Genomic DNA, 15,249 nt, shown 5'->3' with positions numbered 1-15,249 from the left:
CAGTCTTTATGTGATTTGAAGCCGCTGCAAAGAAGTCTCTTGCCCTGCCTTATTCCGTCATGCTTCGTCGCCCCTTCATGGCGTCAGTTGCAGCGGCCGTAGGTATCGTCGAAGCGCACGATGTCGTCTTCGCCCAGATAGCTGCCCGACTGCACCTCGATGATCTCGAGCGGCACCTTGCCCGGGTTCTCCAGGCGATGCCGCACGCCGAGCGGAATGAACGTCGATTCGTTCTCGCTCAGGAGGAACTGCTCCTCGCCGCGCGTGACGAGCGCCGTGCCGCACACGACGATCCAGTGCTCGGCACGGTGGTGATGCATCTGCAGCGACAGCTTGGAGCCCGGCGACACCACGATGCGCTTCACCTGGAACCGCTCGCCGTGCTCGATCGAGTCGTAGAAACCCCACGGACGGCGCACCTTGCGATGCGTGTCGGCTTCGGGCGCGTGCTGCTCGCGGATGCGCGCAACCAGCCCCTTGATGTCCTGCACGCGCGAACGATCCGCGACGAGCACGGCGTCGTCCGTCTCCACGACGATGATGTTGGTCGTGCCCACGCACGCGACGAGCCGTCCGCCTTCGGAGCGCGCATAGCTGGACGTCGCGCCCTCGAACACCACGCGGCCGCTCGCGACGTTGCCGGAGTCGTCCTTGTCCATCGCGTCCCACACGGCATCCCATGAGCCGAGATCCGACCAGCCCGCGACGAGCGGCACGACCACGCCGTCGCACGGCTTGCTCGGCGTGCCGATGTGCTCCATCACCGCGTAGTCGATCGAATCGGACGGCGCGCGGCCGAATTGCGCGGCGGCCGGACGGAAGAACTTGCCGTCGTCCTTGCCCTCGCCGAGCGCCGCGCAGCAGGCCGCGTGCATCTCGCCGTTGAGCTTTTGCAGCGCAGCCAGCCACACGCTCGCGCGCACGACGAAGATGCCGCTGTTCCACCAGTACGTGCCGGCGGCGACGTATTGCGCCGCGAGCTCGGCGGCCGGCTTCTCGACGAAGCGGTCGATCTCGTGCGCGCCGTCTTCCAGCGCCGCGCCCAGGCGGATGTAGCCGAAGCCCGTGTCGGGGCGCGTCGGCGGAATGCCGAGCGTCGCGATCACGCCGCGCTCGGCGTGTTCCGCCGCGATCGCGATCGCGCGATGCAGCGCGGGAATGTCGGCGATGGAGTGATCGGCGGGCATCGCGACCATGATCGCGTCCTCGCCGTCCTTGCTCGCGGCGAGCGCCGCGAGCGTGAGGGCGGGCGCGGTGTCGCGGCGCGCGGGCTCGACGATGATGCGTGCGTCGACGCCGGATTCGCGCGTCTGCTCTTCGGTAGTGAAGCGATGCTCCTCGCCGCACACGATGATCGGCTCGGCGGCCACTTCGAAGTCGCCGGAAAAGCCCTTCATGCGCGAGACGGTGGCCTGCAGAAGCGAGTCCCGGCCGACGATGCCGATCAGTTGTTTCGGGAATTGCTCACGGGACATCGGCCACAGGCGCGTGCCCGAGCCGCCGGCGAGAATGACGGGAACGATGCGGCGGCAGCGGCTGGCACCCGAATCCGCCTCCGCGCTTGCCGCTCCTGTCTTCAGCCGATCTTCCGTGCGTGCCTCATTCGTCATATAGGACTCCTGCCTGCGTGTTCGTACGGCGCGGTGCATGCCGCCCGAGAATGATTAAGTGCCGAACCGATCAGGTCCGGCCAAATGTTCGACGCTATACGCCATAGTTGTTTCGGCGACCCGCGAGCGGCGGAATCAGCCGTTTGCCTCGCGCCTGCTCTGCATCCGGTATTCGGTCGGAGAGATCAGGAGACGCTTGCGAAAAATCTTGGCGAGCCTGTCGCCGTTGCCCATGCCGCTTCTGCGCGCGATCTTGTCGACCGGCAGCTCCGAATCGGTCAGAAGCGCGCAGGTCACGGCAAGACGCGCCTGCAGCAAGTAATCGGATGGCGTGATGCCCATCTCGATCTTGAAGCGGCGCAAAAAGTTGCGCTCGCTCATCGCGGCCACCTGCGCCGCATCGACGACCGAAATCGGCCGTTCGCAGTTGTCCTGCAGCCAGCGCGCCGCCGCGCGGATCTTGTCGCCCGCGGAAGCCGCGCCGCTATCGCCGAGAATCGACACGAGCTTCGCGGCGGACCCAGGCATCAGGCGCTCGGCCACGCTGCGCGACACGTCGATGCCGAGATCGCGCTTCACGATCAGGAGCGCGCCCTTCATCGATTCGTAGCGGTCACCCGCGTCGCCCGACTGCTCGTCGCGCACGAGATGGATCATCGCGTTGCCGTAGCGCGCCTGCGAGTCCGGCGCGTTGCCGATGCCGGCCGCGTCGAGCACCTTGCGGCCCTCGGAGATCGAGCGCACGACCGTGGTCTTCGTATGCACGCGGCGCAACCATTCGACGATGCGGTCGTCCTTCGCGGCATCCTCCGCGCCGCGGCCGCCCGCGACGAAGAGCGCGTCGAAGCCGCCGTAGTGGCGCGCGTCGAGCCCGTCGGTCCACACGCGCACCGACGACGAGCAGGCGACATTGCCGCCTTCGACGGAGAGAAATCGCACGTCGTAGGTGCAGTCCGCGCGGGACTTGGCCGACGACAATTCGTTCGCCATGTGGAAGACCTCCGCGACGATCCCTGCGCCCAGCAGGGAAAAGCCGTCGAACAGCAAAATCGCGATGTGGCGGACCTCGGTCTGTGAGGCTCTCGTCGCGGGGGGCATCCAACCCATGACTGCGGGTTCCAGATTGGCGTAAGGCATGGTCATCCTCTGCAGCTTTATTTCCAAGGAGGTGCGGATGAGTTTCTCGATCATTGCGGCGCATCAATGGAGTTTCCCGAACTTCGCCGGGTTGCCGTGACCGATTGGAACGAGTTGATGGCGGAATCGATCCGCTGGCTTGAATAATAAGCAGACAAACATTTTTGTGCTCTAGATTTTCGCGCTTAAACCACAAAATCTGTTCCGATATGAGGGTGAGCGCACATTGATATCCTTCCCCAAATTCGGAGTAGCCTGTTTTGCAAAGCGCAGGGGAAACAAAAGGTGAATTTGTCATACAAACTTTTACGCCGCGGCTTAGTGCAAATCGAATCGCGCCCTGCCCGATCGGACAGTTGAACGACCGCGCAGCCCCGAGCCACGGCCCTATGCGGCTCACGGGACGGCGCCGCCGCTGCGTCAGATCAAAAAAACTGATTCAACTTTGAAACATCGATTGCCACCCGGATGGTCGTGCGTTTCATCGAAATCGGAAAATTTTGGTTCTTTCACCGCATGAACGAACTTACGGTAATCGATATTCCATTCGCCGTTTTAAAATGGCAATTAGACCGCCCATTAATCACGACCGATTTTCCATTTGCCATATTTTTATTCGCCGATGGATTTAATATTAATCATGCGCGTTTTTATTAAACGGCATAATCAGGGTGTTTTCATATGAGGTTTCGTGCTGCGCCGCAAGGTGGACGCGAGGCCGTCGAAGCCGCGTGCGCGCCGGTTCGGGCCGCGGACGCGTCGGCCATCCGCTAGTGTTTTGCGGCGGCGCACGCTTTGACGCTTTTTTTGGGAATGCCCGATTGACGGTTTCGTAATTGTCGGGCGAATGCGGCCGGTTTGTTGCGCGCAGTCGCCGATCCGGCGACGCAATTTCCGCGCGACAGCCACGGCTCTCGATCGGTCAGGATTTCCGGTTTCGCGACGATATGCCGGAAGCGATTGTCACGCGCTCGTGTTTCACTCCTGATATTCGATGTGCGTCCGCGCACGCAACGAGCATCGAGACCGTTCACATTCGCAACGCGGGCAGCGCGTGCCGCATTGATCGGACGAAGCACGTCGGCGCGTGCGCGCGCGCACGGTGGCGCGCTTGCGCAGGCATCATCGTGTGCGCTTGGCGCTCGGCACATGCGCCCTTCGTCGCACTCAAGGCACCGGCGCGCTCACGCCCTCCACACGATGAACCGAACTCGCGCTTCGCGTTTCACCGCTGCTGCTCGTCCAACCCGACGCGCGCGCCGCTTCGCCGCGGTCGCCACCGCATGGCTCATGATCGCCGGCTGCGACAAGGCCACCTCCGACGAGACGATGAATGCGCATGCCGCTCAGGGCGCGGGGCCGCAAGCCGCCTCGGGCGCGTTCGCGCGCGACGGCGTCGACTGGATACCGTGCGCGGCGGAATACGGCACCTGCACGTTTTCGGGCAGCACGCGCGTGCTGTACGGCACGCCCGCGCAGCATGCGATCAAGACGTTCACGGACCAGGCGCGCTGCGACAACAGCGTGTTCGACGATCCGGCGCCGGGCATCGAGAAGCATTGCTGGTATGCACGCAGCGGTGCCGTAAAGGTTCCGTCCGGCGCGCCGGACGGCGCGCATGGAAGCACCAACCCCGGCGCCAAACGCGCGGCGCTGGCGAACGTCTCCGAGCCCGATCCGTCGGATACGCCGCCACTGCGTTGCAGCGCACCGGCGCCGCCCGTCGCGGCGAAGGAAGCCGGCGATGCGATCGAAGCGGACACGCCTGGCAGCGATGGCACGCGCATGTTCGCGCTCGACGTGCCGGTGCGCGTCGCGATCACGACGCGCGCGAAGACCGCCGACACCGTCGACTGGGAGATCCGCGATGCATGGAACACGGTGAAGGCGAGCGGCCGCTTTGCGGTTCAGGCGCAGCCGGGAACCTACACGCTCGCCTGCACGTCGGGCGCGGCGGGTTACTTCTCGGTCAGCGCCTCGCTCGCCTCGGCCAGGAGCACGCTACCCATGCGCGGCACGCGGCCTTCGGGCATCGCAACATTCGGCGTGCTGCCGGACGTATCGTCGGCGCTGGCGCCCGTGACGTATGCGCATCCGGACCAGCATCGCTTCGGCGGACAGGGTGCCGCGTATCTGAAGCCCGGCGAGGACTGCTGCTCCGGCGACGGCTATCGCCCGCTCTATACGGATCTCGGCCTCACGTGGGTGAACGACAACCGCAACTGGTACATGACCGAGGAGAAAGGCCCGAACACCTTCAACGCATCGGCCGACAATCTCGCGGCCTTCTTCAAGCCGGGCGATCTCCTGCGGCTCATCCAGCTCGACGGCATTCCCGCATGGGCGAGCCCGACGAAGGAACGCACGCACAGCTGGGCGCCCGTCTCGCTCGATGCCTACAGCGCCTATATGAAACGCGTCGGCGAGGAATCGAACACGGTGCGCAAGACCTGGTTTCCACGGCAAACGCATAACTACTATCAGGTGACGTGGGAGCCCGACTACGAAGGCGGCCTGCCGTGGAAGGATTCGGACGCGAATCTCGTCGCGATGTACAAGGCGACGCACGAAGCGATTCACGCGGGCGATCCGAACGCGGTCGTCATGGGGCTCACGCTCTCGAATCTCGCATCGAATGCGAAATGGCTGAGACGTCTCGCGCCGCTCGGCATCGGCAAGTATCTGGACGGCGTGAGCGCGCACGGCTATTACGATGTCGGCACCTCGCCGTCGCATCCGCCCGAGCGCTTCGACGCCGATCCGTCGACCGCCGCGCGCGCCATGCCCGGAATGATGCGCGACCTGCGCCGCGCGATGAGCGAGACCGTGAAGCCTGGCGCGAAGCTCTTCGTCACCGAGACGGGCGTGAGCTACGACCTCGGCAGCAAGTACGGTCCCGGCTCGCCGAACTGGAACGTGCTCTATGCGCAAGGCGCGGTGGTCGCGCGCGCGCATCTGATCCTGCTCGGCGAAGGCGCGGACGTGAGCTTCGTGTTCTATTCCGCCGATATTCCCAACGAAACCGGCTACGGCATCTTCTTCGATCTGCTCAACCCGCAAGGCGGCTTCGGACAGAAGCAGATCAGCCCGAAGCCCGCCGCGATGGCGGTCGCCACGATGACGCGCATCATCGACGGCACGACGACGATGGGCTACGTCAACGACGCGCCGAAAGGCGTCCACGCCTACGCGTTCCAGCGCCTGAACAACGGCAAGGTCGTGACCGCGCTCTGGACGCACAGCAACGCGGTCTGGCCCGGCCCGAACGGCTTCGACGCATCGCACGCGGTGAATTACAGCCTGGTGGTCGATGCGCCGACCAAGTCCGGCTCCGTCACCGTGTTCGACATGATGGGCAACGCGTCGACCGTGCAGTACAGCGACGGGCGCGTGCCGCTCGTGCTCACCGAAGCGCCGATCTATGTCGTTTCCGACAACGCCGACGCGATGCGCGCGAACGTGACGAAGCCCGCGGGATATACCGGGCAATGAATCCCGAAGAGCCCGCTTTCTGAAGCATCCCGCGCGCTTTTACCGCATGGCCTTGGCGGACGGCCTTTAGGCGTTTTTCGCCAGTGCCGCGTCCGCCTGCCGCTTGCATCCGCGCGCTACACTCGATTCGCGCTGAACACTGCGACGAAGGGCGCGATATACGGAGCGAAGATGCTGAGCGAGGCGGATTTTCTGACGGTGGTGCGGCTCACGCCGCTCGTGTCGATCGACCTGATCGTCACCGACGGCAACCGGCGGATTCTGGTGGGACACCGGCGCAACAAGCCGGCGCAGGGAACGTGGTTCGTGCCGGGCGGCCGCATCGCCAAGAACGAATCGCTCGATGAGGCGTTCAAGCGCATCGCCAACAACGAGCTCGGCGTCGCGAGCATGGAGCGTTCGGCGTCGCGCTTCTTCGGCGTGTACGAGCATCGCTACGACGACAACTTCGCGGACGTCCAGGGCTTCGGCACGCACTACATCGTGCTCGCCTACGCGATGACCTTGAGCGGCACCGTGCCCATCGGCCGGTTCGATCAGCACAGCGAATATCAATGGCTCTTGCCTGACGAACTGCTTGCGCGCGACGACGTGCACGAGAACACCAAGGCGTATTTCCGCTGACCCCGCGCTGAACAGACAAACGGCGCGCATCGCTGCGCGCCGCCTCCCCTACCGCCAAGAAACGTTTGCCGCCGCGAGCGATCGCGAATCACACCTCGACCGTCGAGCATTCGCTCGCGTCGCCGGCGTCCGCCGCCTGCGCTTGCGCGGGCAGCTGGGCCGCGGCTTCTTCCTTCACGCCGAAATGCGCGCGCAGATAGCGCTCGAATTCGTCGCGCACTTCCGGATGACGCAGCGCGAACTCCACCGTCGCCTTCAGATAGCCGAGCTTGCTGCCGCAATCGAAGCGCTTGCCACGATAACGGAACGCGAGCACCTGCTCCTGTGCGAGCAGTGCGGCAATCGCATCGGTCAACTGAATCTCGCCGCCCGCGCCGGGCTTCTGCTTGCGCAAAAAGTCGAAGACGCGCGGCATCAGCACATAACGTCCGACGACGCCGAAGTTCGACGGCGCGAGCGCGGGCTCGGGCTTCTCGACGACACGCGAGAGCTTGAAGAGACCGTCGTCCCACGGCTTTCCTTCGATCACGCCATATGAGCGCGAATCCTGCCGGTCGATTTCCTCGACGCCGATCACCGACGAATGGTAGTGATCGAATACGCTGACCATCTGCGACAGCACGGGCGGCTCGCCGTCGAGCAGATCGTCGGCGAGGATCACGGCGAAAGGCTCGCTGCCGACGAGCTTCTCCGCGCACAGCACGGCATGCCCCAGACCGAGCGCTTCGGCCTGCCGCACATAGATGCAGTCCACATGGCTCGGCTTGATGCCGCGCACGAGCTCGAGCAGCTTCTCCTTGCCGCGCGCTTCCAGTTCGGCTTCGATTTCATACGACTTGTCGAAATGATCTTCGATCGCGCGCTTGCTGCGTCCGGTGACGAAGATCATCTCCGTGATGCCGGCGGCCATCGCCTCCTCAACGGCATATTGAATCAGCGGCTTGTCCACGACGGGAAGCATTTCCTTCGGGCTCGCCTTGGTCGCCGGAAGGAATCGCGTGCCGAGACCCGCGACAGGGAACACCGCCTTGCGTACTTTTAGCATCGGCTCACCTCGTCTGATGGTAGCGATTGGCGTGCGCGACGCGTCGTGGAGCGTTCGTGACACGCCTCTTCTTGTCCGTTCACATCGCCCGTTTCGTCAGACGACAGGAATAAGGGGAGCTTATCCCTCGAATATCGAAATCATCTGCCAACAGTTCGTCATTATCCGACTCGACGCGCGGCGAATGTTGCCTGCCGCGTATAGTGCGACGCATGTGAGCTCACTTTCCCGCTCCTTGCGTTCCTTTCGGGGAATCCGGCAACTTCGTTGCATGTGACCGGCGCAGGCGTCGAAGCGTCAACTCCGGTCGACTGGGAGAAGTCGATGGTATATGCCAATGGGATGGGCAGGCTTCAGGTCGTGCGAGGAGTCGCGCCCGACACGCCGCCCGCCGACATGGCCAGTACGGCAAAGCGGATCGGCATTCTGATCTTCGAGGACTTTTCGCTCGTCGAGGTCAGTTCGATCTCCGAGGTCTTCTCGCTCGCCAATCAGGTTCGCGTGCCCGCGGACGCCGGCGAGCGCTGGTGCACGCCGAACTATTCGCTGCTGTTTTTGTCGAGTGAAGGTGGCAGCGTGGCGAGCAGCTGCTCGATGCGCATCTGGACCGAAAGCCTCGAAACGCGCTGGATGAACGAGTGCGACGCGCTGTTCATCGCCGGCGGCGAAGGCGCGCGGCGCGCACGTCACGATGCGTTGCTGAGAAAGCGGCTCGGGCGCGTGGCGCCGAAGATTCCGTTCATCAAGGCGATCGGCGAAGGCGCGCACATCCTCGCCGCGGCCAACCTGACGCTACAGAACCGCTCGCTCGATTTTGCCGAGGAACCGGCGGCGCCCGTGCTCTCGCCGGCGTTCTTGCCCGGCATATCGAACCCGCGCTTCATCGCCGAGCAGACACTCACGCTCGACGACCCGAAGGGTCCGATCGCGGCGGCGCTGTCGATCATCAAGCGCGATCACGGCGCGGCAATCGCGCGCGAAGTGTCGGAGCGCTCGATTCCGGGCGCGTGGCAGAAGCTCGCCACCGTGCTCGACGACACCGATAGCGGCGGCGTGCGCCAGAAGATCGATGCGGCCGCGCGCTGGATCCGCGAAAACTATGTGCGGCCGATCTCGATCACGGATGCGGCGCGGGTCGCGGCGATGAGCGAACGCAATTTCCTGCGCCGCTTCAAGGCGCAGATCGGGCTCACGCCGTCGGAATATTTGTTGCGCGCGAGGCTCGATGCGAGCTGCATGCTGCTCGCATCGACCGATCTGCCGGTGGACAAGATCGCGCGGCGCTGCGGCGCGGGCAGCGGCGATGGCCTCGCGAAGATCTTTCGCAAACGGCTGTCGATCTCGCCGACCGAATACCGGATGGCGGGCCGCCGCAGGCAGGACGACGGCTCGTAAGCGGGTTCGTCAGCGCCCGCGAGGTTACCTACAACGGATACGTATGGAAACAAAGGTACTCTGGACTCTTTCGAATCTCGGCGACGCGGCGCTCCTGCTGCCGCTCGCGCTCGGCTGCGCGCTCTGGCTGCGTTCGGTCGACATGCGCCTCGCCGTGCGCTGGGCCGTGCTGCTCGCGGCGGGCATGGGGCTCGTCGGGCTCTCGAAGATTCTCTACGCCGGCTGCGGCATCGAATTCTCCGCCATTCAACTGCGCATGATCAGCGGTCACACGATGCTCGCCGCGTCGATCTATACGGTGGCCGGCGGACTCCTCTTCGGCGGCTTCGGCGGCGGCTGGTACCGCTTGGGCGCGGTGGGCGGCCTCGCGCTGGCGGCGGCGATCGGCGCGAGCCGCATCATGCAGGACGCGCATACGCCCGCCGAAGTCGTCGCCGGCTGGCTGCTCGGCGCGGTCATCGCCGCCCTGCTTCTGCTGCGCGTCTTCGACAAGCCGCGCAAGATGCCGCGCGCGCTGGTCGCGGGCGCGGGGCTGCTTGCCGTGTCGTCGATCGCCTACGGCCATCACGCGCCGTTCCAGCGGATGATCGAACACTACTCCTGGTGGCTCTGCCAGGGACTCGGGCTCTGAGACGCCGGGTGACCCCTCCCGTTTCCGCGCGGCGCCGTGTTCACTCGCGGCGCGTGCGCGGGCGATCTTAAGTATGATCGTCGCTTGAAAAGGCAGGCTCACCCTTCACGCGCGCATTCGCTCGCGCGCGATCACGTTTCCGGACCCCGAGCATGGATCGCTTCCTTGCAATGAAAGTATTCGCGCGGGTCGTCGAGGCGGGCAGTTTCTCCAAGGCCGCCGACGCCCTGCGCCTGCCTCCCGCCAGCGTGTCACGCACGCTGCAGGCGCTCGAGGCGCATCTGGGCGCGCGCCTCATCAACCGCACGACGCGCAGCATCAGCATCACCGAGGACGGCGAAGCCTATTACGAGCGCTGCGTGCGCGTGCTGGGCGAAGTGGACGACATGGAAGCATCGCTGTCGCATTCGAAACTGAGTCCCAAGGGCAACGTGAAAGTCAGCCTGCCCCAGGTGATGGCGAAGAACACGATCATTCCCGCGCTGCCCGAATTCTTCACTGCCTACCCGGACATCGGCGTCGAGCTGCTGCTCACCGACCGGCAAGTGGATCTCGTCGAGGAAGCGGTCGATTGCGTCGTGCGCGTGGGCGCGGTCGGCGATGTCGGGCTCGTGGCGAAGCGCATCGGCGCGTACACGCAGATCACGTGCGCATCGCCCGAATACATCGAAAAGCACGGCGAGCCGAAGACCCTCGACGAGCTCGACCAGCATCTCGCCGTCGGCTACGTGCTGAACAACTCGGGGCGCGTGCGCAACTGGGAATTCGTCGTCGATGGCGAAACGCGCATCATCGCGATGAAGCACAAGATCGCGGTCAACGACGGCGATTCGTATATCGCCGCCGGCGTCTCGGGACTCGGCCTGATCCAGAGCTCCAGCTACACGCTCGATCCGCTCGTGAAAAGCGGCGCGCTCAAGCAAGTGCTGCAGGAGTATCCGTCGTATCCGCGCGTGGTGTCGGTGCTGTATGCGGCCAATCGCCATCAGCCGCGCCGCGTGCGCGTGTTCATCGACTGGGTCGCGGAGCTTTACAACCGGCTGCCGTCTTTCCAGGTCGACGGCAAGACGGGCTGAGCGCTCACACGAGGCCCGACGCCGCTTCCGACGCGCCGCGCGCGAGCGGCATCGCACGCCAGTCGTATTCGCGATACACGCGTTCCAGCGCGTCCAGATCCGCCGCCCGCGCGCTCGCATGAATGCCGCGCAAATGCGGCAAGCCCAGTTCGACCGCGATGCAGTTCGCGTAATCGCGCGCGCGCATGTGCGCGGGGATCGTCGTGAAGAACGCGGTCGTCGGCACGTCGAAGCCGGCCGCGGCGTGCAGGGCCGCCGTGTCCGCCGTCACCAGATAGCGCGCGTGTCGGATCCACGCGAGGAAGTCCGTCGTGTCGGCGGAAAGCGGCGCGATATCGCGATAGCGCGGATGATCGACCGCGCCGAAGCCATAAACGGCGAAGCCGGTTTCATCCGCGAGCCGCGCGACGATGCGCGCTCTCACGGACGCGGGAATGCTGCGCACCGGCGTGCTCGCGTCCGGACAGAACAACGCGTACGGCTCGCTCGCCGGCGCAGGCAGGGGCACGTCCGCGAGCCAGCGATTGCGCTTGTCGGCGGCGGCGACGCTTTCCGGCGCGACGCCCAGCGCCCACAGAAAGAAATCGATCATCGGCATGGACGCGAAGCGCGTCCAGAACAGCTGATTGCCGATGTCGATCTTGAGTTCATCGTCCGGAAGGCTCGCGAGCGGCACCGGCAAATCGACGATCGCGCCGAACAGCGGCGCGGCCAGTTCATAGAGACGCTTCACGTAGTACGGCGCGCGCGCCGGGCGATAGACGGTGAAGGCAAGATGCGGATGGCGGCGCTTCACGGCAAAGAGCGCGGACAAGCCGATGATCGAATCGCCGAGCGTGACCCCGAAGGCATTGACGAGATGAACGCGGCGCGCGCCCGCATAGTCCGCTTCGAACGGCTCGCGGCCCGCATTGAGAATGCCACGGCCCAAAGGTGAAAAGCCGGATGCATCGCCGGGCGCGACTTCCAGATCGTACGGCGCAACGATCTCGCCGTTTCGCGACAACAGCGAGCCCGCGTGGGTCAGCGCATGGACTTCATCGAGCGTCGTCATGCGTGCCCTCGACGCGCTCAGCCCACCGCACCGCGCTCGTTTGCCGCCTTGGCAACCTGCACGCTCTGCAGCACCGGCAGCGTCGCCGTCTGATACTCCGGCACCCAGCGGCGCAGGTCGCGGCGCACTTCATCGTCGGAAAGCACGCGATGCTGCATGAGCCACGGCAGGAGTTCGTCGATGAAGTTGTCCGGCACGCCGCGCGCCCGCGCGATACGCAGCTTCGGATGCGGCGTGCGGGTGGTGGTTTCGTCGTCGGCGAGCAGTTCCTCGTAGAGCTTCTCGCCCGGTCGCAGACCCGTGAACACGATGCGGATCTGCTCCTCCGAGTAGCCGTAGAGACGGATCAGGTCGCGCGCGAGATCGACGATCTTCACCGGCTGGCCCATGTCGAGAATGAAGATCTCGCCGCCGCGCCCCATGCTCGATGCCTGCAGTACGAGCTGCGCGGCCTCGGGAATCGTCATGAAGAAGCGCGTGATTTCCGGATGCGTGACCGTGACGGGGCCGCCCCTCGAGATCTGCTGCTGGAACTTCGGAATCACGCTGCCGGCGCTGCCGAGCACGTTGCCGAAGCGCACGGTCTCGAACTGCGTGCGCGGCGCAGCCTGCTGCAGCGCCTGGCACGCCATCTCGGCGAGACGCTTGGATGCGCCCATCACATTGGTCGGATTGACGGCCTTGTCGGTGGAAATCAGCACGAAGTGGCGCACGTCGTGGCGGATCGCCGCGCGCGCGACGCGCAGCGTGCCGAGCACGTTGTTGCGCACGGCCTGCCAGGCGTTCTGCTCTTCCATCAGCGGGACGTGCTTGTAGGCCGCCGCATGGAAGACGATGTGCGGCGTGAAGCGCGCCATGGTCTGGTCGAGCAGGAGCGAATCCTTCGCGTCGCCGACAACGGGAATCACCGAGCACTCCGGAAACTTCTCGTGCAGCTCCTCGATGAGGCGATACATCGCGTACTCGCTGAGATCGTAGGCGATCAGCTGCGCGGGTGAGAAACGCAGGATCTGGCGGCACAGCTCGGAGCCGATCGAGCCGCCCGCGCCGGTCACCATCACGACGCGCCCGTGCAGCAGTTGCTCGACGTGCGGCATGTCGATCTTCACCGGCTCGCGGCCGAGCAGGTCTTCGAGGTCGATCTGGCGCACGCGCGACAGGAAGCCGCCCTCGCCCTGCGTCAGTTGACTGAGCGCGGGCAGCACCATCACCTTGACGCCCGCGCGCACGCACAGCGTGGCGACGCGCCGCTGCTCCTCGACCGAGGCTGACGGAATCGCGATGATCACGTAGTCGGTTTTCAGTTGCTCGGCGAAGCGCGGCAGGTCGCCGAACGGGCCGAGCACCTTGTGACCGAGCACTTCGCGTCCCTGCTTGGCGGGATCGTCGTCGAGCAGGCCGACGAGGCGCCACTCGCTCGAACGCGACAGCTCGCGCGCGAGCATCGCGCCGGCCGTGCCCGCGCCGAGCACGATCACGGGCTTGCCCTGGCCGACGAGGCCGCCGTACAGATAGAACTCCTTGCCCGCGCGATAGAGCGCGCGCGCGCCGCCCATCGCGAGGAACAGCAGAAGCGGCGAGACGATCAGCACCGAGCGCGGAATGACGGGCGTGGGTTGCGACATCACCGCGCCCACCATGACGACGAGCGCGCCCACCGCGATGGACTTGGAGATGCGCATGAGGTCCGGCAGGCTCGCGAACACCCACATGCCGCGATAGAGGCCGAACATGCGGAAGACGACGGCATACACCGGCAACACCCAGACGAGCGCGGCGAGCGCGCCCTCACGGAAGTCGTGCGGCACGGTTCCGTTGAAGCGAATGACGTAAGCGGCAAGCCAGGAGCCGACGACGGCGACCAGATCGAAGACGAACGCGCCTGCCGATAGCCACGAAGCTTTTATTCGATTCATCAGCACGGACCCTCAAGATTGTTCAGAATGGCGCGCCTCATGACGCCGCCAACGCGCGTCGACCACCGCGCCCGCTGCCACAACCACGACTGCCCAGCCCGCGACTGCGCCCCACTGACCCATGAAGGAAAACCGCAGCGCCCAGTTGGCGAGGATTATGCCCGCCAGCATGAGCAAATACCATACGAGTGCGGTGCGCGCATGGCCCATTCCCAGGCGCACCATGCGTTGATAGTAGTGCTCCCGATGCGCCTGCCAGAATTTTTCGCCCCGCGCGAGACGCCGCAGCAGCGTCACGGACGCGTCCCCGATGAACGGCGAAAAAATCAATGCCGGAAACCACACGGGCCACACGCCCGTTTGCCAGCCCCAATACCCGAACGCGCCGGCGAGAAATCCCAAGGGAATAGACCCGGCATCACCAAGAAAAATCCGTGCCGGATGGAAATTCAGGGTCAGAAAGCCCGCGGCGGCGCCCGCGATTCCCGCGCTCGCGAGACCCAGCGCCAGATCGGACGCGGGTCCGGCGAGCGCAGCCAGGGCATAGCCGCCGAAGCCGAAAAGCGCCATGCCGCCCGCGAGACCGTCCGAACCGTCCATGAAGTTGTAAAGATTGACGAGCCACAGCATCAGAAAGCCGACGATGGCGAGCGCCCACCAGGGCGCGTCCGCCGGATGCGCGACGATCACGACCGCGACCGCCACCAGATGCGCGGCGAAGCGCACGCGCGCCGGCAGGCCGCGACGGTCGTCGATCTGCGAGACGGCGGCGAGAAACACCGCGCAGGCGGCGACGAGCCACATCGACGGCGCCGTGACCAGCAGTGCGATCACCGCGACCGGCACGATGCCCCAGCCGCCGACGCGCGGCGTGGGCCGCTCGTGGAGCGAGCGCTCGTTGGGGATGTCGGTGGCGAGACGCCACGCGAGGCCGGTGCGGACAAGCGTCTGAAGAATCAGCGCGCACGCGACAAAGGCCAATGCCGCAACCAGGATCGCGGCAATCGGCGGCGAAGCTTCAAGAAACGAAAACGGCATGCTGGAGTATCGGTGGTCGAAGCGACGAGCGCCCGTCGTCCTGACGGATTTTCGCTCGGCAAAACCCTAAAGGATACGCGAATGCTGGCCCGGTTTACTTTTAAACGTCTGACAAATAATGAAAATCGGGCTGACAGCGCGGGCGGCAAGCTTGCAGGATATATACTCGCCGGCGCCCGGCCGCAGCGCGGATTTCTTCGCGCAAGCCGCGCGGAGTCGGGCGATTTGCGT

Annotated in this window: 12 protein-coding genes; 5 read left to right on the top strand and 7 right to left on the bottom strand. The window is 65.2% G+C overall.

Annotated elements, in window-relative coordinates:
- Nucleotides 1–83 precede the first annotated feature (83 nt).
- The 3 genes from AWB83_RS16610 to AWB83_RS36130 all read right to left on the bottom strand — a co-directional run bounded on the left by AWB83_RS16610 (nucleotide 84) and on the right by AWB83_RS36130 (nucleotide 3,826).
- Nucleotides 84–1,610, bottom strand: coding sequence for a mannose-1-phosphate guanylyltransferase/mannose-6-phosphate isomerase (locus AWB83_RS16610; RefSeq protein WP_087046651.1), 1,527 nt, complete (start codon nucleotides 1,608–1,610; stop codon nucleotides 84–86).
- Between the two features lie 135 nt (nucleotides 1,611–1,745).
- A complete protein-coding gene (locus tag AWB83_RS16605; RefSeq protein ID WP_087046705.1) occupies nucleotides 1,746–2,747 on the bottom strand; it encodes a GlxA family transcriptional regulator in 1,002 nt (333 codons plus the stop codon).
- Between the two features lie 770 nt (nucleotides 2,748–3,517).
- Nucleotides 3,518–3,826, bottom strand: coding sequence for a hypothetical protein (locus AWB83_RS36130; protein WP_143750065.1), 309 nt, complete (start codon nucleotides 3,824–3,826; stop codon nucleotides 3,518–3,520).
- A 121-nt stretch (nucleotides 3,827–3,947) separates the two neighbouring features.
- Here AWB83_RS36130 and AWB83_RS16595 point away from each other — a divergent pair, with 121 nt between their 5' ends.
- Both AWB83_RS16595 and AWB83_RS16590 read left to right on the top strand, forming a co-directional pair.
- On the top strand, nucleotides 3,948–6,239 hold the full coding sequence (locus AWB83_RS16595; protein WP_244197768.1) for a hypothetical protein: 2,292 nt from the start codon (nucleotides 3,948–3,950) through the stop codon (nucleotides 6,237–6,239).
- Between the two features lie 171 nt (nucleotides 6,240–6,410).
- A complete protein-coding gene (locus AWB83_RS16590) occupies nucleotides 6,411–6,863 on the top strand; it encodes a GDP-mannose mannosyl hydrolase (RefSeq protein ID WP_087046648.1) in 453 nt (150 codons plus the stop codon).
- Between the two features lie 88 nt (nucleotides 6,864–6,951).
- Here the strand turns inward: AWB83_RS16590 and galU are convergent, their stop codons facing one another.
- The gene (gene galU, locus AWB83_RS16585) at nucleotides 6,952–7,908 is read right to left on the bottom strand and encodes a UTP--glucose-1-phosphate uridylyltransferase GalU (protein ID WP_087046647.1); all 957 of its coding nucleotides are present in this window, start codon (nucleotides 7,906–7,908) and stop codon (nucleotides 6,952–6,954) included.
- 324 nt (nucleotides 7,909–8,232) lie between these two features.
- On the opposite strand from galU, the gene AWB83_RS16580 reads away from it, so the two are divergent.
- The 3 genes from AWB83_RS16580 to AWB83_RS16570 all read left to right on the top strand — a co-directional run bounded on the left by AWB83_RS16580 (nucleotide 8,233) and on the right by AWB83_RS16570 (nucleotide 11,010).
- A complete protein-coding gene (locus tag AWB83_RS16580) occupies nucleotides 8,233–9,303 on the top strand; it encodes a GlxA family transcriptional regulator (RefSeq protein ID WP_087046704.1) in 1,071 nt (356 codons plus the stop codon).
- A 43-nt stretch (nucleotides 9,304–9,346) separates the two neighbouring features.
- Nucleotides 9,347–9,934: a phosphatase PAP2 family protein gene (locus AWB83_RS16575; RefSeq protein ID WP_087046646.1), complete on the top strand. Its 588-nt coding sequence runs from the start codon at nucleotides 9,347–9,349 to the stop codon at nucleotides 9,932–9,934.
- Nucleotides 9,935–10,086: 152 nt separating this feature from the next.
- The gene (locus AWB83_RS16570) at nucleotides 10,087–11,010 is read left to right on the top strand and encodes a LysR family transcriptional regulator (RefSeq protein WP_087046645.1); all 924 of its coding nucleotides are present in this window, start codon (nucleotides 10,087–10,089) and stop codon (nucleotides 11,008–11,010) included.
- 4 nt (nucleotides 11,011–11,014) lie between these two features.
- On the opposite strand, the gene AWB83_RS16565 is transcribed toward AWB83_RS16570, so the two are convergent.
- The 3 genes from AWB83_RS16565 to AWB83_RS16555 are packed head-to-tail and all read right to left on the bottom strand — an operon-like array spanning nucleotide 11,015 to nucleotide 15,018.
- Nucleotides 11,015–12,064, bottom strand: coding sequence for an ADP-heptose--LPS heptosyltransferase (locus AWB83_RS16565; protein ID WP_087046644.1), 1,050 nt, complete (start codon nucleotides 12,062–12,064; stop codon nucleotides 11,015–11,017).
- Nucleotides 12,065–12,081: 17 nt separating this feature from the next.
- On the bottom strand, nucleotides 12,082–13,980 hold the full coding sequence (locus tag AWB83_RS16560) for a polysaccharide biosynthesis protein (RefSeq protein WP_087046643.1): 1,899 nt from the start codon (nucleotides 13,978–13,980) through the stop codon (nucleotides 12,082–12,084).
- Nucleotides 13,981–13,992: 12 nt separating this feature from the next.
- Nucleotides 13,993–15,018 (bottom strand): MraY family glycosyltransferase, encoded by a 1,026-nt coding sequence (locus AWB83_RS16555; protein WP_087046642.1) that lies wholly within the window; start codon nucleotides 15,016–15,018, stop codon nucleotides 13,993–13,995.
- Between the last annotated feature and the right edge of the window lie 231 nt (nucleotides 15,019–15,249).

The organism is Caballeronia ptereochthonis (assembly GCF_001545075.1).
In the GTDB taxonomy this organism is placed as follows: Bacteria; Pseudomonadota; Gammaproteobacteria; order Burkholderiales; family Burkholderiaceae; genus Caballeronia; species Caballeronia ptereochthonis.
Note: the sequence above shows the minus strand (reverse complement) of the source record. Positions and strands in the feature narration are given on the sequence as shown.

Bases quoted from the DNA above. Each gene is read 5' to 3' on its own strand.
- AWB83_RS16610 (WP_087046651.1), bottom strand. From the start codon at position 1,610: ATGACGAATGAGGCACGCACGGAAGATCGGCTGAAGACAGGAGCGGCA.
- AWB83_RS16605 (WP_087046705.1), bottom strand. From the start codon at position 2,747: ATGCCTTACGCCAATCTGGAACCCGCAGTCATGGGTTGGATGCCCCCC.
- AWB83_RS16595 (WP_244197768.1), top strand. From the start codon at position 3,948: ATGAACCGAACTCGCGCTTCGCGTTTCACCGCTGCTGCTCGTCCAACC.
- AWB83_RS16590 (WP_087046648.1), top strand. From the start codon at position 6,411: ATGCTGAGCGAGGCGGATTTTCTGACGGTGGTGCGGCTCACGCCGCTC.
- galU (WP_087046647.1), bottom strand. From the start codon at position 7,908: ATGCTAAAAGTACGCAAGGCGGTGTTCCCTGTCGCGGGTCTCGGCACG.
- AWB83_RS16580 (WP_087046704.1), top strand. From the start codon at position 8,233: ATGGTATATGCCAATGGGATGGGCAGGCTTCAGGTCGTGCGAGGAGTC.
- AWB83_RS16575 (WP_087046646.1), top strand. From the start codon at position 9,347: ATGGAAACAAAGGTACTCTGGACTCTTTCGAATCTCGGCGACGCGGCG.
- AWB83_RS16570 (WP_087046645.1), top strand. From the start codon at position 10,087: ATGGATCGCTTCCTTGCAATGAAAGTATTCGCGCGGGTCGTCGAGGCG.
- AWB83_RS16565 (WP_087046644.1), bottom strand. From the start codon at position 12,064: ATGACGACGCTCGATGAAGTCCATGCGCTGACCCACGCGGGCTCGCTG.
- AWB83_RS16560 (WP_087046643.1), bottom strand. From the start codon at position 13,980: ATGAATCGAATAAAAGCTTCGTGGCTATCGGCAGGCGCGTTCGTCTTC.
- AWB83_RS16555 (WP_087046642.1), bottom strand. From the start codon at position 15,018: ATGCCGTTTTCGTTTCTTGAAGCTTCGCCGCCGATTGCCGCGATCCTG.